The 21,303-nt window shown below is 38.1% G+C and carries 16 protein-coding genes; 9 read left to right on the top strand and 7 right to left on the bottom strand.

What is annotated here, in order from left to right; translation table 11 throughout:
• Window position 1 precedes the first annotated feature (1 nt).
• Entirely contained in the window at window positions 2–1,135 is a 1,134-nt protein-coding gene (locus OOZ15_RS04900; RefSeq protein WP_265954781.1) for an alpha/beta fold hydrolase, read from the bottom strand.
• Window positions 1,125–1,916, bottom strand: a complete 792-nt coding sequence (locus OOZ15_RS04895; RefSeq protein WP_265954779.1) for a sterol desaturase family protein — start codon at window positions 1,914–1,916, stop codon at window positions 1,125–1,127. Before OOZ15_RS04895 ends, OOZ15_RS04900 begins: the two co-directional genes overlap by 11 nt.
• 796 nt (window positions 1,917–2,712) lie before the next feature.
• Between OOZ15_RS04895 and OOZ15_RS04890 the strand changes: the two genes are divergently transcribed.
• The 5 genes from OOZ15_RS04890 (at window position 2,713) to OOZ15_RS04870 (ending at window position 6,542) form a co-directional block, all read left to right on the top strand.
• Window positions 2,713–3,756 (top strand): c-type cytochrome, encoded by a 1,044-nt coding sequence (locus OOZ15_RS04890; protein WP_265954778.1) that lies wholly within the window; start codon window positions 2,713–2,715, stop codon window positions 3,754–3,756.
• 2 nt (window positions 3,757–3,758) lie between these two features.
• Entirely contained in the window at window positions 3,759–4,451 is a 693-nt protein-coding gene (locus OOZ15_RS04885) for a Tat (twin-arginine translocation) pathway signal sequence containing protein (protein WP_265954777.1), read from the top strand.
• 242 nt (window positions 4,452–4,693) lie between these two features.
• Window positions 4,694–5,446 (top strand): sulfite exporter TauE/SafE family protein, encoded by a 753-nt coding sequence (locus OOZ15_RS04880; protein ID WP_265954776.1) that lies wholly within the window; start codon window positions 4,694–4,696, stop codon window positions 5,444–5,446.
• A 237-nt stretch (window positions 5,447–5,683) separates the two neighbouring features.
• Window positions 5,684–6,097 (top strand): hypothetical protein, encoded by a 414-nt coding sequence (locus tag OOZ15_RS04875; protein ID WP_265954775.1) that lies wholly within the window; start codon window positions 5,684–5,686, stop codon window positions 6,095–6,097.
• 7 nt (window positions 6,098–6,104) lie between these two features.
• Entirely contained in the window at window positions 6,105–6,542 is a 438-nt protein-coding gene (locus OOZ15_RS04870; protein WP_265954774.1) for a GNAT family N-acetyltransferase, read from the top strand.
• 212 nt (window positions 6,543–6,754) lie between these two features.
• On the opposite strand, the gene OOZ15_RS04865 is transcribed toward OOZ15_RS04870, so the two are convergent.
• The 3 genes from OOZ15_RS04865 to OOZ15_RS04855 all read right to left on the bottom strand — a co-directional run bounded on the left by OOZ15_RS04865 (window position 6,755) and on the right by OOZ15_RS04855 (window position 13,346).
• A complete protein-coding gene (locus tag OOZ15_RS04865; protein ID WP_265954772.1) occupies window positions 6,755–8,302 on the bottom strand; it encodes a glycoside hydrolase family 10-like protein in 1,548 nt (515 codons plus the stop codon).
• Window positions 8,303–8,390: 88 nt separating this feature from the next.
• Window positions 8,391–10,097, bottom strand: a complete 1,707-nt coding sequence (locus tag OOZ15_RS04860) for a RagB/SusD family nutrient uptake outer membrane protein (protein ID WP_265954770.1) — start codon at window positions 10,095–10,097, stop codon at window positions 8,391–8,393.
• Between the two features lie 18 nt (window positions 10,098–10,115).
• On the bottom strand, window positions 10,116–13,346 hold the full coding sequence (locus OOZ15_RS04855; protein WP_265954768.1) for a SusC/RagA family TonB-linked outer membrane protein: 3,231 nt from the start codon (window positions 13,344–13,346) through the stop codon (window positions 10,116–10,118).
• Window positions 13,347–13,687: 341 nt separating this feature from the next.
• Here OOZ15_RS04855 and OOZ15_RS04850 point away from each other — a divergent pair, with 341 nt between their 5' ends.
• Complete coding sequence (locus tag OOZ15_RS04850) at window positions 13,688–14,437, top strand: DeoR/GlpR family DNA-binding transcription regulator (RefSeq protein WP_265954766.1); 750 nt, start codon at window positions 13,688–13,690, stop codon at window positions 14,435–14,437.
• A 50-nt stretch (window positions 14,438–14,487) separates the two neighbouring features.
• On the opposite strand, the gene OOZ15_RS04845 is transcribed toward OOZ15_RS04850, so the two are convergent.
• Together OOZ15_RS04845 and nagB are read right to left on the bottom strand one after the other, a co-directional pair.
• Window positions 14,488–15,348, bottom strand: a complete 861-nt coding sequence (locus tag OOZ15_RS04845) for a BadF/BadG/BcrA/BcrD ATPase family protein (protein WP_265954764.1) — start codon at window positions 15,346–15,348, stop codon at window positions 14,488–14,490.
• Between the two features lie 415 nt (window positions 15,349–15,763).
• Entirely contained in the window at window positions 15,764–17,680 is a 1,917-nt protein-coding gene (gene nagB, locus OOZ15_RS04840; protein WP_265954763.1) for a glucosamine-6-phosphate deaminase, read from the bottom strand.
• Between the two features lie 282 nt (window positions 17,681–17,962).
• Here nagB and OOZ15_RS04835 point away from each other — a divergent pair, with 282 nt between their 5' ends.
• From OOZ15_RS04835 to OOZ15_RS04825, 3 genes are read left to right on the top strand one after another with little or no spacing between them, the layout of a single operon-like run.
• Window positions 17,963–18,988 (top strand): sensor histidine kinase, encoded by a 1,026-nt coding sequence (locus OOZ15_RS04835; RefSeq protein WP_265954762.1) that lies wholly within the window; start codon window positions 17,963–17,965, stop codon window positions 18,986–18,988.
• Window positions 18,985–19,719 (top strand): LytR/AlgR family response regulator transcription factor, encoded by a 735-nt coding sequence (locus OOZ15_RS04830; protein WP_265954760.1) that lies wholly within the window; start codon window positions 18,985–18,987, stop codon window positions 19,717–19,719. Before OOZ15_RS04835 ends, OOZ15_RS04830 begins: the two co-directional genes overlap by 4 nt.
• A 30-nt stretch (window positions 19,720–19,749) precedes the next feature.
• On the top strand, window positions 19,750–21,048 hold the full coding sequence (locus OOZ15_RS04825) for a sugar MFS transporter (RefSeq protein ID WP_265954758.1): 1,299 nt from the start codon (window positions 19,750–19,752) through the stop codon (window positions 21,046–21,048).
• Window positions 21,049–21,303: the final 255 nt, after the last annotated feature.

The following is a 21,303-nucleotide window of genomic DNA, read 5'->3' as shown; positions in this document are numbered from 1 at the left end:
CTCACTTATGGAATCCGAAAAATTGAATTTTAGAATTTACCTGCGGAAGGAGTGGATCATTTTTTAACTGGTTTTTATCTTTTGTATCCATGCTGGGATTTCCGTTTGTAATAAATTGAAATATGTCATTTGCAACATGTTTTGGTATTCCCCAATGAAAATTATGCCCAATTTCATTATTTGCTTCCGTAAAAGTTCCATAGGTTTTAAAATAGGAAGCTGTTGAATTTTTCCTGAAGGCTTTTTCCAGAGCTGACTTTAAGGTCTTTTGATCAAATTCTTCCGTAAAAAGAACATCTCCTGTGGCCCATAGTATCATTGTTCTTGTTTTAAGATTTTCCAATCTCCCGGTATTATTGACCGCGCACATACCTTCCAACGCCCCAAACCATGTCCCCAAGGGCACTTTAATGGTTTCATTATAAATAGCGTCTAGGAAGGTCGCAGGGGCATAGGTTTCAGTAACCCAATTTTCCTTTAAAAAATCCATAACATCGCTTCCCATATCCATAGGGGTCGATCTATACGATTTTTCCCTCCAAGTACTCCCATATTGATTTTCCAACTGCTTTTCCCATGTGCCAAAAACAAGTTCACTTACCAGAAATTCATTTATAAATGCATTGTTTTTTGGGTCTGCTGTTGTTCCTAAAAGAATTAGCGTCGAAATTTTCTCCGGTTCTTTTAGTGCAATCTCTTGTGCTATGATACTTCCCATAGAGTGTCCAGCCAAATGTATCTTAGCGATATTCTTTTGTTTTATTAAATCTAAAACATCATTTACAAAATCTGACATTTTAAAATAGTCCGATACATTTTTCATTGGATGCATTTCCGGTAAAGAAGTTTCCCCATGTCCTCTTAAATCCGGAGCAATGATCCATAGATCCTTATCCAGATCTAACAGTTCTTGGATGACATTTTGAAATGAGCGGGAGCTATCTGTATATCCGTGTAAAAGAACCAAAGGAATGCCATTGGTTTTTCCGGATTCAAAATACTTCATTTCAATTCCGGTTGAGAGCTGTACACTTTTCTTAGTTGCTGCGAACTCGTCTTTATTTTCAATGCTTTGTGCGGCAATATAATGAGCAAAAAGCATAAAGAAAAATATAATTTCTGTCCTAAATTTCATTATCATCATTTTTTTCGTTGGAAATATCTTTAAATAAAAGCATCTCTTTTAATTTATTGGATGCACCCTTATAAAATCCTGTTTCATAAGTATATTCTTTAGGATTTTTAAATGTACCGAACAGGATATCAAAAATTGAGATGTCGGAATAGTTATACGCATGGATACCTTTGGCATGATGCAGGGCGTGTGCTTCCGGTCTTTGAATAATATATCCAAGCCAAACAGGTGTTTTTATATTGCTATGCTGAAAAATGGATAAAAATGTAGTGCCTAGGATAATAAGTGTAGTTGCCTCCGGGCTAAAGCCGGCTATGATTATCAGGCAAAAACTTCCCAGAAAGGTGAAGCCGATCATATCCATTGGACTGAAATAAAATGCTCCATAACTATCCAATCTTTCAGCACTATGGTGCATTTGATGAAAAATTTTCCAAAATAGGTCACTTTTGTGCATAACCCGGTGCCATATATAAACTCCCAATTCATAGAGGAGAATCCCTACAACAGCACCCTTGTAAGTACCCAATGAAGTTAAATCCATTATTTGGTATTTGGATAAATACCCATCCCACAGAAGTGGCAGGTAAGATGACAAGTAAAAGAAAATAATAAATGCTATCATCCCCTTTAGTTTCCAAAATTTTATTGAAGGAAGTGCCCTTGCGGGAAATAACGCTTCCCAAATCATTAAAGTTCCATAAATACCAAATACAATTAATGACACAGGGTCAATAAGCATGTCTATGGGACCTGGCAAATTACTTAATATACTTTCCATAATTTTTCTTTTTTAACTATTGTGCTTTTTTCTAATTTGACATCTCCTTTGTTCCCGAAATCCACGAGCATAAATCTGGTTCTCCCGATTTGTGATGAATTGTTCATTTTTCTGTTCTTTGTTGATTGATATAATGATTTTTCCATTTAAAACATCTCGTACTTCGACGCTTATATTTAAATGAAGGGCAAAAATATACTAGCTTGACCATAAATGAATAAAAACCAAGGGGATACACTGTGTACAACAGCATAATATAAGGTAGACAATTAATACAGGATCCTTAAACTGAGGTAGACGAGGGAAATAAAAAAAACCGTAACAAATTGATAGTCAATAAAAAAAGATTGATTTAAACTTCTTTTTAAAAGGATAAGTATGTTAGTTTTATTTTTCCAATGGGGAAGAAAGGAAAAAAAGTTCTTTCCTTTATGTGGCATTCAGTTTTAACCGAAGCCGGGACCTGACTGTTTTGTGCAAGGATAAATCTACCGTTTTTGAGTACGGGCTTTCGATTCGCTTTAAATTAACGATGGTATAATTTCTTTATACCTTATTCTGGTGATCAGTAATGTGTTAATAATTCTTGTTCACCTATTGTCTACCTTGTTTTTAAGAGTAATGTCACATTGTCTACCTTATATAATACTCTTGTTTACAGCATATACCTGTATTTTCTTATCCATTGCTAATTAGGGATTTATATTAGCACATACATTAAATCAATTCCGTTTTTATGGACTTGAGGATGTAAATGAATAACACAGCATTGTAAAGAGGAATTATTAGCGGTTATATGTCCAATCATAATCAAAACAATTTTATTCATGGATTAAGGCAGTTGTACAAGATACTTTTAGTGTCCACTTCAGCTGTGGTTGTCTTGTCGTTATTGGTTTCATTCTATGCTTCCGGGATGATGAAAGAATTTTTTTCAAGGAATGGAACTGTCGATGTATATGAATACGATTATGGGGTATCAAACTTAAAGGGCTTTGAAAAAGAAGAAGCCATAACTTATGGCTATGAGCTTTTTAAAAGCACCCAAAAATACTTGGGGCCGGACAGTGAAAGTGAACAAATGAATTTTGCCGGGAATCGCTTATCGTGTAATAACTGTCATCTGCAGATGGGGACAAAGCCGTATGCAGCTCCTTTGATAGGTATAGTGCAACGTTTCCCCCAGTTCAGAAATAGGGAGAATAAGTTGGGAACATTGGAAGAAAGGATCAATGGCTGTATGCAGCGAAGTATGAATGGAAGGGTATTGCCAGAAGATTCAAAGGAAATGAAGGCATTTATCGCCTATTTGGAGTGGTTAAGCCGTTATGCTCCGGATGATGGAAGGATTGAAGGACAAGGATTTGTGAAAATACAGATTCCCAATAGACCGGTGAATTTGAAACATGGAAAGGAAGTTTTTGTAAACCGCTGTACTGAATGTCACGGCAATAATGGACAGGGTAAAATGGGTGAAGATGGATATCTCTATCAATATCCCCCTTTGTGGGGGGAGGATTCATATAATAATGGAGCCGGAATGACCCGGGTGATAACTGCAGCGAACTTTATCAAAGCAAATATGCCCTATGGAACCACGTATGAAGCCCCTGTTTTAACAGATGAAGAAGCCTACGATGTTGCCGGATTCATTAATCAGCAGAATAGGCCTGAAAAGAAAAATTTGGATGTGGATTTTCCCGATTTGAAAAAAAAGCCGGTATCCACACCCTATGGTCCTTATACGGATAATTTTTCAGAACAAGAGCATCAACTGGGGCCGTTTCAGCCGATAATGGAATACTATAAAAAAGAATATAATTTAATTAAAAATCAGTAAACATGAAGAAAAATCACCAATCAAGACGAAAGTTTGTGGGTGCACTCGCACTTGGAGCAACGGCTAGTACGTTTGCGGCAATTTCAAATCCTTTAAACCCTCTGGTCAACCTACCTTCATTTGACGATGAAAAAATTATGGCTAAGGGAGATGCCGAGGCATGGTTCAAAAAAATAAAAGGTGAACACAGGGTTGTTTATGACGGTTCCATGCCTCACGATGGCTTTCCAATTATATGGAACTGGGCTTATTACCTGACCAACAATGAAACAGGATCTGCCGATAGTGAAATTACGGCCATGACCGTCTTAAGGCATGACGCCATCCCTTTTGTGTTGCATTCCCGTATTTGGAAAAAATATAAGCTGGGAGAAGTTTTTAAAATAAATGATAATGCTACCCAAAAACCATCACTTCGCAATCCCTATTATGAGCCACGGGAAGGAGATTTTCCACTTCCGGGCATAGATGGGATAAAACGGCTGCAAGAAAGAGGAGCTATGTTTTGTGTCTGTAACCTTGCTATAAAGGTCTACAGTGGTATAATTGCAGGAAAAATGGATATGGATACCGATAAAGTTTATAAAGAGTGGGTAGATGGTATTCTTCCCGAGATTCAATTAGTTCCTTCAGGGGTATGGGCGTTGGGTCGTGCACAAGAACACGGCTGCGCCTATATCTACGCAGGAGGATAAAACATTTTTTCAGATAGAATAAAGAAATTCTTATCAGGCTGAATTCTAAAAAGCCCTAGGTGAATTTGATTTGTCAGTCTGGGCTTGTCGAAGACATATTGAACTCCAATAAATTATACTTCGATTGTGCTTCGACAGGCTCAGCATGACATTGCTTTGTATGACATCTGAATTTGCAGCTTTTTAGACAGCCCCTGGGATTTCATTGAAAAAAAGGGAATAATTTATTAGTAAGATTATTAATGGAAATATTACAGTGTATAGGGTATTTGGGAGCGTTTGTTATTGGAACAATTATGGGAATTACAGGTTGCGGGGGTTCGGTTATAGCAGTCCCTGTTTTTAGCTACCTGTTTTTAATGAACATGTATTCCACCACAACATATTCCTTATTTGTGGTAGGGGTTTCCGCTTTGGCAGGGGTGTTGCTCAAGACAAAGACAGGGAAAATAGATTGGCAATTGACCACATTTTTTGCCCTGCCCATTTTTATAACCATGTTTGTTGTACGGAAGTTTTTGTTGCCTTCCATCCCGGATGAATTACTGAGAATAAGTGATATTACGGTTACACGTGACCTAGCAATAATGGTACTTTTTGGTATTTTGTTGGTAACGGCCGCTTATTTTATGATTACGGATGAAAAAGTGAAATTATCAAGATCTTCAGATCAAAAAAACAAACTTTTTTATGTCCTGTTGCTGAGTATGGGTATAGGATTGGTAACCGGGATTACAGGTACCGGAGGTGGCTTTATGATTGTCCCCGTGCTGGTTGTGTTTCTAAAATTGCCCATTAAAAAAGCTATTGTAACATCGTTATTGATTATCGCAATAAAATCCTTTATAGGGTTTATTGGAGATATAGGTAATATTGATGTTGACTGGACATTGTTACTTAGTTTTACAGGGATATCATTAACAGGAATGATAATTGGTATATATAGTTCTAATTTTATAGCAGAAAAAAACTTAAAAAAGGTTTTGGATATATAGCGTTATGTATTTCATTGTTTGTGTTTTATAAAGAGTTATTTATGCCATCTTAATATGGTTGCCATATCAACATAATGGTTTATGATGACAAAAATTCAAAAGAGTACAAAGGGAAGAAATTTAAGAAGTAACAAAACAATTTTTTTGTCTATAAAACATCCGAAGTCAACATTCCAAAATTGATGCAGGATAGTGTAAAGCCCATTAAATACATACAAAACCACAAATAATAATAATATGGAAAATCATTTTCAATTAACCGATTTGGAATTTGAACAACAGTTTAAAAACTGTCAACTCGCCCCTGAGTTGTTTAGCCACGAAGCCCACCTCAGGCTTGCTTGGATAAACATTAACAAGTATGGCATTGAGCAAGCGATAGAGAGTGTTTGCACACAACTAAACAATTATGTGACACATTTAGGGGCGACAGGCAAATTCAACAAAACATTGACCGTAGCTGCCGTTAAGGCAGTCTATCATTTTATACTGAAAGCAAATTTTGATACATTTGAAATGTTCATAAGCAGACACCCTAGGCTCAAATACCATTTCAAGGAACTCATGGACACTCATTACGGGATAAACATTTTTTCTGAAAGAGCCAAAAAGGAATATATTGAACCCGATTTATTGCCTTTTAATATCTAAATTACGCATGAAAAACATTCAAATAGTAAAATACACCGATAAATACAGGGAAGCGCTTCTTGTAGTTTGGGAGCAATCTGTTTTGGCTACCCACGATTTTTTAAATCCATCAGACTTTCAAGATATCAAAGAGCTTGTTCAAAGTATTGATTTTAATGCTTTTGAGGTTTGTTGCATGCTTGAAAATAGCAAAGTTATTGGATTTATTGGTGTAGTCGATCGGAAAGTAGAAATGCTTTTCCTATCGCCCGAATACTTAGGAAAAGGGCTTGGAAAAAAGCTATTGGACTTTGCTGTTTCAAAACTAAATGCCGATAAAGTAGATGTAAACGAGCAAAACACCAAGGCAGTTGCATTCTATCAAAAATATGGTTTTAAAGCTTATGAAAGAACAGACAAAGACGATCAGGGAAGGGATTATCCATTGTTACGAATGAAACTTTAAACAAAAGATAATTTAAAACCTAACAAATTCATTTTCAGTCTTCACTTTGAAGTCCTGACAATTTCCGTTCCATTTGAGTCTGAATTCTTCCATAATGAGCTTTACCGTACTTTCGGGCAAATTTCTCGGAATTCTCTCTGTCGAAATAAACTAAAATAAATTCGTTTGATCACCTTTTAGGTATGCCCTCGTGGTAGTTGATTCTTTTGCTTTTATTGTATATCGATTTCCATAAACCTACTCTGATTTCCTGTTCTGTCAACTGCTGATACAGCTATTTTTACAAGTGGTTTGTCATCAGTTTTTAATGGTAGATGGTGTGAATCTTGTTCTTTATTGATTATCGTATAATCCCAGTTTTTTTGTTCGTATTTAAAATAAACGATCCAGCTGAATACATCTTCTTTCTTTGAGTTACTCCATTCAATTTCAAGCTCATTTTCAATAGATTTGGTTTTTACTTTAGGTGATTCAGGAGGGATATTGTCAAGCCACGGACTTGTTGGAACCAATACCTTTTTTGAGTAAGGTCCGTTTTTTAAACTGTTGGATAGGGTGTCGTATTTTACTAAAGGTCCAATACTCCAATGAATGCTCCCTTTGCTTTCTGGCAATATACCACGGGTAATCATAATTTGATTAATGGTTTCATCAGCATTTTTTTCGCCTCCACCCAAATCCACTTTAATACCTGGCCATAAATGGCGCTTATTATTGTTTTCCCTTTGCCACCATCCCAGTAATTCAGGGAAACTTTGTCCCTTTTTGTTGATCTGCCAGTAGAGTTGTGGTGTGAAATAATCCACATAACCTTTGTTTAACCATAGTTTAGCGTCGGCATATAATTTGTTGTATTGGTCAAATCCAACAACAGATTCCGGATGACCCGGACGCCAAATTCCAAACGGACTGATACCAAATTTCACATAAGGTTTTGTCTCCTTTATCGTTTTGTAAACAGCTTTGATAAAACTATTTACATTTTCCCGTCTCCAATCACTTTTTGAAAGTTTTCCTCCTGATATTTTATAGTATTTCCAACTGATCTCATCGGGAAAGTCTTTATCGTTGTTGTAGGATTCATAAGGGTAGAAATAATCATCAAAGTGAATTCCGTCAACATTATATCTTTCAACAATATCTTTTACAACCGACAATGAATGTTTTTTGGTTTCTTCCCGTGCGGGATCCATCCACCACATGCCGTTTTCCAATCTAACGACCAATTCAGGGTGTGTTTTTACAAGAGATTGGTCACTTATTTCCTTTCCTGTAGTATGGTGTGCCCTGTACGGATTCAACCATGCATGTAATTCCAAGCCTCTTTTGTGGGCTTCGTCAATCCAAAAATTCAAGGGATCGTAGTAGGGCACAGGTGCTTTGCCTTGCTCTCCGGTTAAATAGTATGACCAGGGTTCTATCTTACTGTCGTAGAGGGCGTCTGCTTGTGGGCGTACTTGAAGGATAACGGCATTAAAATTATGATCAGACAAATAATCCAATAATTTCAAGGCCTCTTCTTTTTGTTCATCTACGGGAAGTCCGGGTTTGCTTGGCCAACTGATGTTAGCTACGGTGGCCACCCAAGCAGCCCTAAATTCTTCTATGTTAAAAGGAGCCCCGGGGTCCCACTTTTTAGTGTCCCCATTTTTAGAAGTATAATTTATACCTTGATCTTTATTGTAATACGCTCGATGATCCGCAGATTTGCACGCCCCCAATAGAAAGATGAAAATTATATATGGAAGAAATTGTTTCATGACTTAAAAATATATTAAAAAAGTTCTTCAAGAGGTCATCTTGAAGAACTTTAACTAGTTTTTAATTCTAATTATTTTTCCAGACCCTTTACCATCCTGGATTTTGTTCCAACTCTACTCCGTTATCTTGATACAAGGTTATTTGATCTAAAGGAATCGGACTCAAATAGACCCTGGGATCATCAAATGTTCTCAAAGATTCTGCTGCGGAAGCCGGTATGATATATCCTTCTTCTCCATTGGTCAGCGTCATGGATTCCAGATCGGTTTCCGGATAGTCCGATTTTCGAATCCATGCACCATTATTGATTTCTGGATGGGTTACCATGTCAACATATTCAAGTTTTTTCCACCTTCTAAGGTCATCAAGTCTAAACCCTTCCATCATGAGCTCTGTCCTTCTTTCCCTTCTTATTTCCCAAATTATGGACGAAACATCTGGATCTCTATCGGGATCATCATAAACAACTCCACCTACGGCAGGAGAGTCTCCCATGACCTGGAGGTGAGGGATGGATCCTCTATCTCTGAGAACGTTGATTGATTTATCTAAATCTTGTTGAGTGAATGCCGCTCCTCCAACAGTAGCCAGCTCGGCGGCGGCTTCAGCATAATTGACTAAAACCTCTCCGTATCTTATTATAGGAGCGTCTGTTGGATTGAGGTTAGAACTTCCTACTGGATCATCTTTTATTTCTTCATTGAGAAACTTGTGAGTGGCATAAGCGGTTGTCGAATAGTTGGAGGCTATACCGTCAATCCTTAGCTCATAGGGAACAAAAGTTTCATGCATCCTCAGATCTCTGTCGGTCATTACATTTTCTATACCATCATCCCCTTGATACAAGGGCGAAAGGGTTATAGGAAGCCCATCTGAGGCCAGGTAAGTTTCCATAGCATCTCGAGATACACCGGTTTGTGGCTCTTTGTTGTTATAACTATTTAAAGCATGGGTTAACAAGCCTGGCTCATATTCTCTGTACAATATCACTTCGGGGTTTGAAGAGAGGCTTAGGGAGTTAAAGACTTCGCGATAATCACCCAGGGAATAATTTCCTGAACTCATCACTTGATCTGCAGCCCATTTAGCTGCTTCCAGATATTCAGAGGCCTTAGCATTATTATTCTCGTGATATTTTTGCCAGGTTCCTTCAAAAAGAAATATACGGGACATATAAGCAAGAACCACATATTTATTGACCTCGAGTCCATTGTTGTCTACAGAGGCTCTAACATGGGTCGCTGCATATTGAAAGTCTTCTAAAACTTTATCCATTACAAATGTCCTGTCATCTCTTTTTTTGTAAAGTAGCTCCGTTTCATTTTCTGATAATTCCTGATCATAATAAGGAATATCTCCAAATCTATTTACAAGGTCGTGGTATTCAAGACCCCTAAAAAATCGCCCAATGCCCGTCCAATGTTCAATGGGCTCTTGCTCCATGGGAACGGTTTGAACTCGATTGATAAAGATATTGGCTTTTCTCACCCATGCAAAAGACCAGCCTCCTCCAGAGGAAGGTACCTGTTGTGTAAATCGGGGAGGGTTTGAAGGAGCAAAATCATCATTTAACGCCTGGCCTGAGAAATACTGTCCCCATGCATATCCTGATCCATAACCAGTAAAATAACCTGTGTAAAACCCAAAGGCAAATGTTCTTACGTTCCCTTCATTGGACCAATAGGTCTCATCTACAAGTAAATCTTGCGGAGGGACTTCCAAAAAATCCTTTTCACATCCTACTAGTGCAGTAACACTCAGGAAAAGAATCAATATTTTATTTTTTATTTTCATCGTTACTGATTTTTAAGTTTAAAATGTTAGTTGAACTCCAAAGGAGTATGATCTTCTAAAGGGATAGACCCTTCCAAAAGTATTCGGATCATTTAGACCGGCAGTCGTATAGTCGACTTCGGGATCAATAGGTACTTGAATACCTGAAAATTCAAATAAATTCTCACCACTGACATATATCCTTAATCTGTTTATACGTTGCTTTGATAGAATCGATTCAGGTAGTGTATATCCCAGTGTGATGTTTTTCATCCTCAGGTATGACATATCCAGCAGGTATTTGCTTTGTGGTAAAAAGTTCATGGCGTTACTCGATTGTTGCTGGTCGTTTGGACGAGGATAATACGCATTTGGGTTTTCAGGAGTCCAATAATCTAGTTGATGTTCATACCAGCCTTCGCCATACCGATACCCCGGTACAAAGACAGGGCCGTTTGCCCAAAAATCACGTTTTCCAACACCCTGCATAAAAATACTCAGATCAATACCTTTCCAATCAGCTCCTAATTGGAAACCGTATTGATAGCGAGGAGTGGAATTACCGATAACTTTCATATCTCCCGAATCTCCCACAGTCTCGGATCCGTAATCAATAACACCATCGCCATTGATGTCTTTGTATTTTACATCACCTGGGCCGTAGAAGAACCACCCGTTGGTTTCATAAAGCTCCTGACTGGGAACTCCATCGGCATAACTTCCATCTGCATTAAAGTCATCTTCTGTAAAGAACCTGTCGGTTTCATATCCCCATATCTCACCCAACATTTTACCTTCGTAGTGTGAATCTATCAACTGGGTTGTATTTTCATATTTGGTAACCTTTTCTTTGAAATCTGATAGCGTAGCTACCGCATTTATTGATAATCCATTATTGAATGTATGATTGAAATCTACAGCGACTTCCCATCCTGTGGTTTGTAATTCCCCGTAATTTCTTATAGGAGACGAGGTACCAAAACTACTTGGAAGGGTAAGTCCGGGACTGTGCATATCACTTACTTTTCTTCTGTACCAATCGAAATTGACTCCTAATTTATTGTTGAAAAATTTAGCGTCAAAACCAAGGTCTAGGGTAGTGACAGTTTCCCAGGTTAAATCAGCCGGGAGTGCACCAGGTGTTCCGGTGGCTACTTGGTTTTGCCCACCGATAAGCCATCCGGAATTATAGGAAGACATCACTCTGTAAATGTTCGAGAGATAGGTGTTCTGATTTCCTACCGAACCATAAGACCCTCGTATTTTAAAGAATGAAAGCGTGGGTTGTAACGAGGCCATGAAATCTTCTTCCGTTAGTATGTACCCTGCGGACATCGATGGGAAATACCCCCAATTTTGTGTTGCGGAAAGCCTAGAAGAACCGTCATAACGCGCATTGACTTCTAGTAATAGCTTGTTTTTATATGCGTAATTTACCCGTGCAAAAAAACCAAGCGTTGACCATTTGTTTCTGTCTCCGCCTACAAACTGATCTCCGGTGGCTAATGCCAGTTCACCTTGATCGGGGTTTAAGAGGTTTCTTCGCTGTGAATAGTGGAACCAATATTCATATTCTTCCATATCACTACCGGCGGTAAAATCAAATTTATGAACATCGTCAAATGTAGCTGTATATATGCCGTATAATTTGGCTGTATTTCTGCGGCTCCACTCGGAATTATACTGTACGCGGTCGAAGGCAGCACTACTATACGGGACATAGGAAAAATCAGCACCTTGTGCCCAAAAGTTATAGGCGTAAAGCGTACCCCCTGTTTGTTGTTCGTGTTCTTCAACCCGGTCGTGTGTGTAGTCAAAATTAATGGCTAAATTTTTTACAGGGGTAAGGGTGGTACCCAAATTTATTCTAGACAGTGAATTTGTGTTTTCATTCATTTTTGCCTGCTCTACTTCAGAGATATGGTTTCTGAAGGGTTTGCCATCAACAGTTCCGTAAGGGTAGAATGCCGGCCAACGAGTGGTGTAATACCAAGCGTCATAGGTTGCGGATCCGAATTTAAAAGGCTCTGTGGTTAGCGAATTTGTATGCAACACCTTGGCTCGGATATCCAACCAGTCTGTTACACTAGTATTTATACTTAAGTTCAAGTTGTAACGCTCAAACTCGTCTGGATTGGTCTTGTATACTCCTCCTTGATTGAGATACCCCAAGCCTAAGTAATAGTTGGTGTGTTCACTACCTCCGGAGACAGAAACATCGTGTTTTTGTTGTAAAGCCCATTTTTTTACAAAAAGGTCGGTGGGGTTCCAGGGTCTATAAAAGAATAACCTTCCGTCCCTTATTTCGTAATCTCGTCCCGCTACCATTTCCATACCGAGGTCTTGTCCGCCATAGAGACTCTCCCATTCTCTCATTTTGTCAATGGCAGTTTGATCGATATACATGCCTACGACTCCAAAAGACTCTAGTGAAGGAATCCTCCTGCGCACTGCCGCAAATGCCATTTCGGCACCTTCAGCCGCTGGAGCTACAGTTGGACTTCCTGTTGGAGTGGCCCATGAGAAGTTGTTCGAATAGCTGATACTTGGCGCTTTTTCTCTCCTTCCATTTTTGGTGGTAATTAAGATCACTCCCCAAGCACCTCTTGCTCCGTATATCGAGGTTGAGGCTGCATCTTTCAAAACTGAAATATCCTGAATATCTTCAGGATTAATGGATTGAAGGTTGGGTATTTCAACGTTGTCAACAAGGATTAAAGGTTGTGCTCCCCCCGATGTTCCTAAGGTCCCTACATTTCCTCTAAGCCTGATGGTGGGATTCTGTCCGATCTGTCCACTGGGAGATAAGATGGTCAGCCCTGGAGTAGTACCTTGAAGTCCTCTCCCCACATCGGTGATAGGTCTTGATTCAAGTACTTTTGTGTCTATCGTTGATACAGCTCCCGTGAGGTTTCTCTTTTTTTGGTTTCCGTACCCAACTACGACAACTTCATCCAGACCTTGGATATCTGTCTGAAGGGTTATCTGAATACTCGTTTGATCTCCTACTACAACTTCTTGTTGTAAAAAACCAAGAGAAGAAAATACTAAGGTAGTCTGTTCATTTTCTGGTATTTCTAGTGAAAAATTACCATCAAAGTCTGTGACAGTACCATTTGAAGTTTCTTGGATCAAAACATTTACACCTGGTAGGGGAACTCCTTCCGGGTCATAAACTTTCCCTGTAACTGTTCTATTTTGCCCCCATGCTTCTTGTATAATGCATAGGCAAAAAAGAAGCAATAATACTTTTTGCAGTTGTTCTTTCATTGTTAAAGTTTGATTTAAGTTGATTGATATTGATATCCCTGTTTTTCATTTTACTGAAAAACCACTTGTAGATCAGGGGTGTATGACTTTGATTAAAATCAAAGCATATCCGTTTTTTGCAGTTTATTTGTATATTGATATATGTCATATATCTTTATATATGAGATAGATAAAAAAGACGGGGGAAATCAAAAATATGCAAAATATTGCACATTATGCATTTTTTTGCAATATTTTTAAATAATTTGTTATATTTTTTAGTTTCCCCTGTTTTAGTATGGTTGTTTTTGAGACTTTGTTTATTTATTCATACTTTTTCACAATTATATAATTACCTCAAAATGTTAAAAGCGGAAAGACACCAAATCATCCTTAATGAAGTAAGGATTCACAATAGAGTACTTTTGGTAGATATAGCAAACCTTCTCAAAGTTTCAGTAGATACTATTCGTAGAGATGTTACGGAGTTGCATAAAGAGAAGAAATTGAAAAAAGTTCACGGAGGGGCTATTTCCCTGGGTTTTAATAATTATAGTATTAAAAAGGATGAAATATATTCTCTGGAAAAAAAATCAAAAATAGCTGAAAAGGGAATTACATTGTTTAAGAATGGTCAGGTAATTTTACTAAGTGGGGGTACTACCAATATGGAATTAGCACGGATGTTGCCTCCAAACCTAAAGATTACTTGTTTTACACCCAGTTTGCCCGTTGCTAACCAATTATTGACAAAAACCAATATTGACATAATCTTTATCGGAGGGTTGATATCAAAAGATTCAAAAATAACCATAGGAGGGGGAGCCATTAGTATGTTGTCTGATATAAAGGTGGACCTTTGTTTTTTGGGCACCAATTCCATAGATGTCCATAATGGATTAACAGAGTTTGACTGGGAAATAGTGCAGCTTAAAAAAGCGATGATCCGATCAGCCAAACAAGTGGTTGCCCCGGTGATTTCTGAAAAATTGAATACATCTCAACGCTATAAGATTTGCGATATGGAAGATGTTGACATCCTTATCACGGAATTACATCCAGGAGATGGTGAACTAAAGGATTTTAATAATAAGGGGATTGTCATACTGTAGAAAGTGGGAGGAGTGGCTGTTTATACGGGTAAGTGATTTGATTTGAAAAATCAACTTTGAATATTCAGATTAACAATATACTTCATCAAGCTATCGATTGGTTTTTTTACAAAGGTATTTGCCCTGTAGCCACGTTCACTAAGTTGTTTGTTGATAATATCCTGACTGTAAAATGCGATTGATCCCACAAAATGAGCCGGATACTGCTGAAGCTCTTTGTGATAATGAGTCAGGTAAGTTTCTACAAAGGAGGCTATGGTATGCTGCAATATACGTTCAATAAAAGGATCATTTCTGTGCTTGAAAGCAAAACGTGCGAATGAAGCCAGATATTTATTCGGATTTTGATGGTGATAAAGTTGCTGGAACACTTGATTCATATCTGTATTATACACTTTTTCAAAATCTTTGGCTATATGTTCGGGCATTTTATGATGATAATAACAGCAGAGCAATTCCTTACCAATAAAATTCCCGCTCCCTTCATCAGATAGGACATATCCCAACGAAGGTATTTTTTGGACAATGTTCTTGCCGTCGTAGAAACAACAATTAGAGCCAGTCCCTAAAATACAGATCACTCCGGGTTGACTAGTGGTGGCGTGAATAGCCGCGACAATATCTTCTTTTATGTCAATATGGGTTGAGTTTTCAAACACATTTTCCAGAAGGAGCTTCATTTTCTTATCGGCACTTTGGGTCCCGCATCCGGCAGCATAAAAGTGTATTTGTGTCACCAAACTTTTGTAGGGTTCTAGGTCTTTGTTCCCATGAATGATGTTAGAAATAGCTTTATCTGATAAAGCCATAGGGTTGATCCCTTCAGTTTGGGAAAAAAGTAATTGTTTTCCGTTCTTGTCGGCCAATACCCAATCACATTTTGTAGAACCGCTGTCAGCAATTAATATCATGGTTGATTTTTTGTGTTGTATATAAAAATAACGAACTTTTTTGATAGATATGAGGTTGTCTAAAAAGTTATAAAATCAGATGTCATACAAAACAATGTCATGCTAATAGCCTGTCGAAGCACAATCGAAGTGTCATTTATTGAAAACCAACACATTTTTAACAGCCCTACGACAGGCTCAGGGTGACAAATCAAATTCATCAATAACTTTTCAGACAACCTCAAAGAAGAAAATCACTAACTTAAATTAATAAACTCGTTTAATCTTTTTCGATTGAAGCGAAAATCAGTCATTTTGTGCTCGGTTGAAGGCTTTTTTAAGTTACATAGCAGCGCTACGTAAGGAAAAAAAGACAAAAAGTGAGTGCAAAAGGGCGATTTTTTAGCCAATTAGAAAAAGTTTAAATGAGTTCAAGTTAAAAATGATGTCTTTTGAAAGCTTCTATAGCTTCATATTCGGCCAATCCGAGGTTGTCGTATAATATGGCTGTATTTCTGTTTCGTTCCTGTGCCCGTACCCAAAATTCACGAGCGTCTTCTCCTTGAAACATCACACGGTCTTTTTGTGATTGATGGAAAAGGATGGCGTTAATCTTTTTGTTCATTTCATCCGGACTTAATGGAACAGCCATTTCTATATCGGCAATATCCCATTCGTGCCAAGCACCTCGATATAGCCATAACCAGCAATCATCCATAAATGATTGATCCTTAATTTGATCAACGGCTTCAAAAATGGCATCCAAACAGAGTTTGTGTGTACCGTGTGGATCGGCAAGGTCTCCGGCAGCATAGATTTGATGTGGTTTTATCAATGTAATAAGATCGATAAGGATCTGAATATCATCTTCTCCGATCGGATTTTTCTTGATTTTTCCTGTTTCATAGAAGGGAAGATCAAGAAAATGTACTTTAGAATCATCTAGTCCAAGGTACCTGGTAGCGCCATATGATTCCATTCTGCGTATCATCCCTTTTATTTTCCGGGTTTCGAGATTGTCTTCATAGGCGGTAGTCTTTGAATTTAAAAAGGAAATAATCTTATGGAAGTTATTGTCCTTTCCAATTCCGTTAAGCGATTGTGCTACTTCAGCAAATTTTAATGCCTCTTCGTCGGTAACAGCAATACTTCCTGATGTTTGATAGGCCACATGAACTTCATGTCCTTGGTCGATCAACCTTGAAAAAGTCCCTCCCATAGAAATCACATCATCATCTGGGTGCGGACTGAAAATGATAACTCTTTTCTTTGCCGGAGTAGAACGTTCCGGTCTTTTTGTGTCATCTGCATTGGGTTTTCCTCCCGGCCATCCGGTGATGGTGTGTTGCAGTTTGTTGAATATTTTTATGTTGAGGTTGTATGCAGAACCTTCAATGGCCAGTAATCCAGCCATACCGTGTTCGTTATAATCTTTGTCGGTAAGTTTAAGCACCGGTTTTTGTAATTCTTCACTCAACCAGGTTACGGCCCTTACCTTCAATCGGTCTGTCCAGATAGACTGACTTACAATCCACGGGGTTTTGATACGTGTTAATTCCGAAGCGGCTTCAGAATCAAGAACCATAGTGGTGTTAGAGTGATTTTGTAGGAAAGTAGCCGGAACATTGGAGGTGATCTGCCCTTCAATGGTTTCTTTTACTATGGATGCCTTTTTATGTCCCCAAGCAAGCATAACAATACGTTTGGATTTCATAATAGTACTCACCCCCATGGTAATGGCCTTTTTCGGTACATGTTCGATACCGTTAAAATCGTTGGCAGCATCTCTTCTGGTAACATGGTCCAAAGTAATGATCCTTGTTCCCGAGTTTTTGTGCGAACCGGGTTCGTTAAATCCTATATGTCCTGTACGACCAATCCCCAGCAACTGAAAATCGAGTCCGCCGAGTTGTTTTATTTTCAAGTCGTAATCAATGCAGTATTGATCCAATTCATTTTGAGAAACCGTTCCCGATGGAATATTGATGTTCTCCGGGTTGATATCCACATGATCAAACAGGTGTTGATGCATAAAGTAGTAATAACTTTGGCGGTTTTCCGGCTCCATAGGGTAGTATTCGTCTAGGTTGAACGTAATTACATTGTGAAAGCTCAGTTCCCCTTTTTTATGAAGGTTTACCAATTCTTCATAAACCTTTATAGGAGATGAACCGGTTGCAAGTCCAAGTACACAGGGTTTACCTTCTTGTTGTTTTTGCTTGATAAGGTCAGCAATTTCATATGCCACCAGGATGGATGCACGATTGGAATCCTCAAAAATTTCGTTGTGGATTTTTTCGAACTTGGTATCTTCAAATTTACCAATTTGCTTATGCTTAATTTGTTCTATCATTCTTTATAGCCGTTTTATCATTATATTCTTTCGTAGATAGTAAGGAATCTTCTGAAAGAATGATAAAAATTACTTTTTTATGCTTATAGCAAAAAGCTTTTTATACCAACAACACCATTTTTCCAATAAACGACATAGAATTCAGGATAATGCTTTTTTTGAGATTTTGATTTTTTAAAATGTTTTGGATATTCTTTTAAATAATTATACTTTTTCACGATTTTTTAATCAAAATAACCAAATTGATGAATATTATATAACATGGTTGTAAGCGAACCTTTAATGAAAAGAAACATTAAAATCGGATATCACATCTGTTTTTGGATAGTTTACTTTTTGTTCAATTTTATCAGATGGGGAAGTTATTTTAATAACTATTCCTATTCATTTGCTTCCAACTTGGTTGAGTTTTCCCTTCATATCGTTGTGGTTTATTTCAATATTTACTATTTGATCCCCAAACTGCTTCTCAGGAAAAAATATACCTTCTATATTGTTTCTATATTGTTGCTCTTGGCGGTTCACTATAGTTTGCGAACCGGACTTACCTATTGGTTGGTTACAGAAAATATATGGCCGGAGGCCGAAGGTGTTTACAAACCGTTTGACCCCAACCACATAGCCGCAGTAAGTATAGGAGAGTTGTATGTGTTGGGAATTACGGCAGCCATCAAGTTTACGGTGGATTATATTGGTGAGAGAAATAGAAATCAAGAACTCAGGGAGTTACAGTACAAAACTGAATTGAAATACCTGAAGGCGCAGATGCAGCCTCATTTTTTCTTCAATACACTCAATAATTTATATGGACTGGTCTTAAAAAAATCATCTCAAGCCCCTGATGTTGTTATAAGGCTTTCCGATATTATGCGTTATGTTATATATGACGCAAGTAAAAAACGACTACCTTTAATTCAGGAAATTAACTATATAGATAATTATATTGAGTTGGAAAAACTTAGGTATGAAACCAACATAGATTCTGAAATAAGCATAAAAGGAAATGTGGATAATATTACCATTCCGCCATTACTTTTTCTACCATTCGTCGAGAATTCTTTTAAACACGGTGTTCAAGATGATAAACATTTAAAGCTTCTTGTTTCTTTTGAAAAGATGGGGGACGAACTTGTTTTCCAAACGATAAACAATTTTGATGTAGAAAACCACTCTACTTCATCACCGGGAGGAATAGGCTTGAAAAATATGCGAAGACGATTGAAAATGCTTTATGAGGATAGATTTGATTTGAAAGCTGATGTAAATAATGATATGTTTGTAGTCACTCTAAAAATTCCCATCAAATGATCATAAGAAGCTTAATCATAGACGACGAGCCGATAGCGATAGAGATCATCAAATCGTATATAGGGGAATTTAAAAACATTGAGATTGTAGGTGTTTATAATAACCCCATAGAGGCACTGCACGTAATAGATCAGGAAAATATTGATGTTGTTTTTCTGGACATTAGTATGCCTAAAATGAACGGTCTGGAATTTTTAAGGAATCTGAACGAACATCCGCATATCATAATCACCACAGCTTATAGAGAATATGCTATTGAGAGTTATGAGTTGGAAGTTTTGGACTATTTGGTAAAACCCATCCCATTCAACCGTTTTCTAAAGTCTGTCAATAAATTAACCGCTCGATTATTGATGGAAGCGCAAGGAGCAAAACCAACCACCGATTTTGATCAGGAGCCTCATATTTTTCTTAAAGTAGAAAAGAAACTCATAAAAATATTCCTGCACGACATACTGTATATCGAAAGCCTAAAAGATTACATAAAACTACACAGTAGGGAGGGAACCTATATTTCCCATAAATCCTTATCCAGTATCAGTGAAGAACTCCCATCAGAAAACTTTATCAGGGTACACAAATCATACACCATTGCGATCGACAAGGTAAAATCAATAGAGGGTAACCTGATTGAAATTGAAAATAAAAGGATTCCCATGGGAAGGAATTATTCAAAATATGCCAAAGAGCGTATTATAAAGAATAAAGGGAATCTGTTGAACGAAGAATAAATACATTATTAATTAAGTCACACAAAAATTATGACAACTACCTCACAAAGATCAAACACATTAATCCCTATGATTATTATTGCGGGATTGTTTTTCATTTTTGGTTTTGTAACCTGGATCAACGGAGCGCTTATACCGTTTATGAAAACCATCAATGAACTCACCGATGCACAATCCTATTTGGTGGCTTCGGCTTCCTATATTTCATTTGTGGTTATGGCTTTACCGGCCTCTTATGTGTTGCGGAAAGTAGGCTATAAAAAAGGATTATCTATAGGGTTGATCATTATGGCCATAGGAGCCTTGGTGTTTATCCCTGCTGCAGAAGCTAGGACTTATTGGATGTTCCTGACAGGAATCTTTATTCAAGGAGCCGGAATGACATTATTGCAAACAGCAGCCAATCCGTATGTCACGATCTTGGGGCCTATGGAAAGTGGGGCAAAACGAATTGCGATCATGGGGATTGCCAATAAAGTGGCCGGGATGTTGGGTTCTTTTATTTTTGGAGCCCTTTTATTAACGGGAATCGATGAGATCAAAGAAAAAGTGAGTCAGGTATCAACCGATGAAAAAGTAACTCTGTTGAACAAAATGGCCGATAGTGTAGTGTTGCCATATATTGTCATGGCGGTTGTGTTATTCCTCTTGGCCATTGTGATAACAAAAGCGCCGCTACCGGAAATAGAAGCCGAAGAGACAGAAGAAACGGATGCTAAAGATGGAGTAGTAGCCAAAAAGACCAGTATCTTCCAATTCCCACACCTTTGGTTGGGAGTATTTGCCTTGTTTGTTTATGTTGGGGTAGAGGTTATTGCTGGAGATACCATTATCTCTTATGGCTTGGCACTCGATATCCCTGCCGAAGATGCAAAAACATTTACTTCAATGACTCTGATGGCTATGGTGTTAACCTATGCCTTAGGGGTTTTCTTGATTCCGAAATACATTAGTCAGAATTTCGCATTGAAAGCCAGTGCGGTATTGGGAATCCTTTTTTCATTCGGGATAGTATTCACTACAGGATTTACCTCTGTATTGTTCGTTGCCGCCTTAGGAATTGCCAACGCACTTGTTTGGCCGGCAATTTGGCCGTTGGCTTTGGACGGACTCGGAAAATTCACGAAGACAGCCTCAGCATTGTTGGTTATGGCCATTTCCGGAGGTGCGATCATTCCACCATTATACGGAGCTTTGGTCGATTCAAATAAAGCAACCCTTGGTGTAGGAGATGCCGCTACTTCGGGGTATTGGATTTTGTTCCCGTGTTATGCCATTATTCTTTACTACGCCCTGCACGGACATAAAGTTGGATTAAAGAAAAAGTAGGGCCGAACGTTAAAAAACAATCCGGTGGATTGTTTTAGTGGTGGAGCCAGCTGGCACATGGGCAAAATAGTTCTGTTTTTATACAAATTGTCAGTCTGAGCCTGCCTACCGTCAGGCAGGCCTGTCGAAGACGATTAGATTCTCGTTATATTACCCTTCGACAAGCTCAGGGTAACAAAGATTTTCACTTGTCCAGACATGTCACCCTGAGCTTGTTGAAGGGTATCGTCTGGAAAACCTGTGAGGTCTTTTTAG

Source organism: Galbibacter kalidii, from assembly GCF_026241135.1.
Lineage (GTDB): Bacteria > Bacteroidota > Bacteroidia > Flavobacteriales > Flavobacteriaceae > Galbibacter.
Note: the sequence above shows the minus strand (reverse complement) of the source record. Positions and strands in the feature narration are given on the sequence as shown.

Bases quoted from the DNA above. Each gene is read 5' to 3' on its own strand.
- OOZ15_RS04900 (WP_265954781.1), bottom strand. From the start codon at position 1,135: ATGAAATTTAGGACAGAAATTATATTTTTCTTTATGCTTTTTGCTCAT.
- OOZ15_RS04895 (WP_265954779.1), bottom strand. From the start codon at position 1,916: ATGGAAAGTATATTAAGTAATTTGCCAGGTCCCATAGACATGCTTATT.
- OOZ15_RS04890 (WP_265954778.1), top strand. From the start codon at position 2,713: ATGTCCAATCATAATCAAAACAATTTTATTCATGGATTAAGGCAGTTG.
- OOZ15_RS04885 (WP_265954777.1), top strand. From the start codon at position 3,759: ATGAAGAAAAATCACCAATCAAGACGAAAGTTTGTGGGTGCACTCGCA.
- OOZ15_RS04880 (WP_265954776.1), top strand. From the start codon at position 4,694: ATGGAAATATTACAGTGTATAGGGTATTTGGGAGCGTTTGTTATTGGA.
- OOZ15_RS04875 (WP_265954775.1), top strand. From the start codon at position 5,684: ATGGAAAATCATTTTCAATTAACCGATTTGGAATTTGAACAACAGTTT.
- OOZ15_RS04870 (WP_265954774.1), top strand. From the start codon at position 6,105: ATGAAAAACATTCAAATAGTAAAATACACCGATAAATACAGGGAAGCG.
- OOZ15_RS04865 (WP_265954772.1), bottom strand. From the start codon at position 8,302: ATGAAACAATTTCTTCCATATATAATTTTCATCTTTCTATTGGGGGCG.
- OOZ15_RS04860 (WP_265954770.1), bottom strand. From the start codon at position 10,097: ATGAAAATAAAAAATAAAATATTGATTCTTTTCCTGAGTGTTACTGCA.
- OOZ15_RS04855 (WP_265954768.1), bottom strand. From the start codon at position 13,346: ATGAAAGAACAACTGCAAAAAGTATTATTGCTTCTTTTTTGCCTATGC.
- OOZ15_RS04850 (WP_265954766.1), top strand. From the start codon at position 13,688: ATGTTAAAAGCGGAAAGACACCAAATCATCCTTAATGAAGTAAGGATT.
- OOZ15_RS04845 (WP_265954764.1), bottom strand. From the start codon at position 15,348: ATGATATTAATTGCTGACAGCGGTTCTACAAAATGTGATTGGGTATTG.
- nagB (WP_265954763.1), bottom strand. From the start codon at position 17,680: ATGATAGAACAAATTAAGCATAAGCAAATTGGTAAATTTGAAGATACC.
- OOZ15_RS04835 (WP_265954762.1), top strand. From the start codon at position 17,963: ATGAAAAGAAACATTAAAATCGGATATCACATCTGTTTTTGGATAGTT.
- OOZ15_RS04830 (WP_265954760.1), top strand. From the start codon at position 18,985: ATGATCATAAGAAGCTTAATCATAGACGACGAGCCGATAGCGATAGAG.
- OOZ15_RS04825 (WP_265954758.1), top strand. From the start codon at position 19,750: ATGACAACTACCTCACAAAGATCAAACACATTAATCCCTATGATTATT.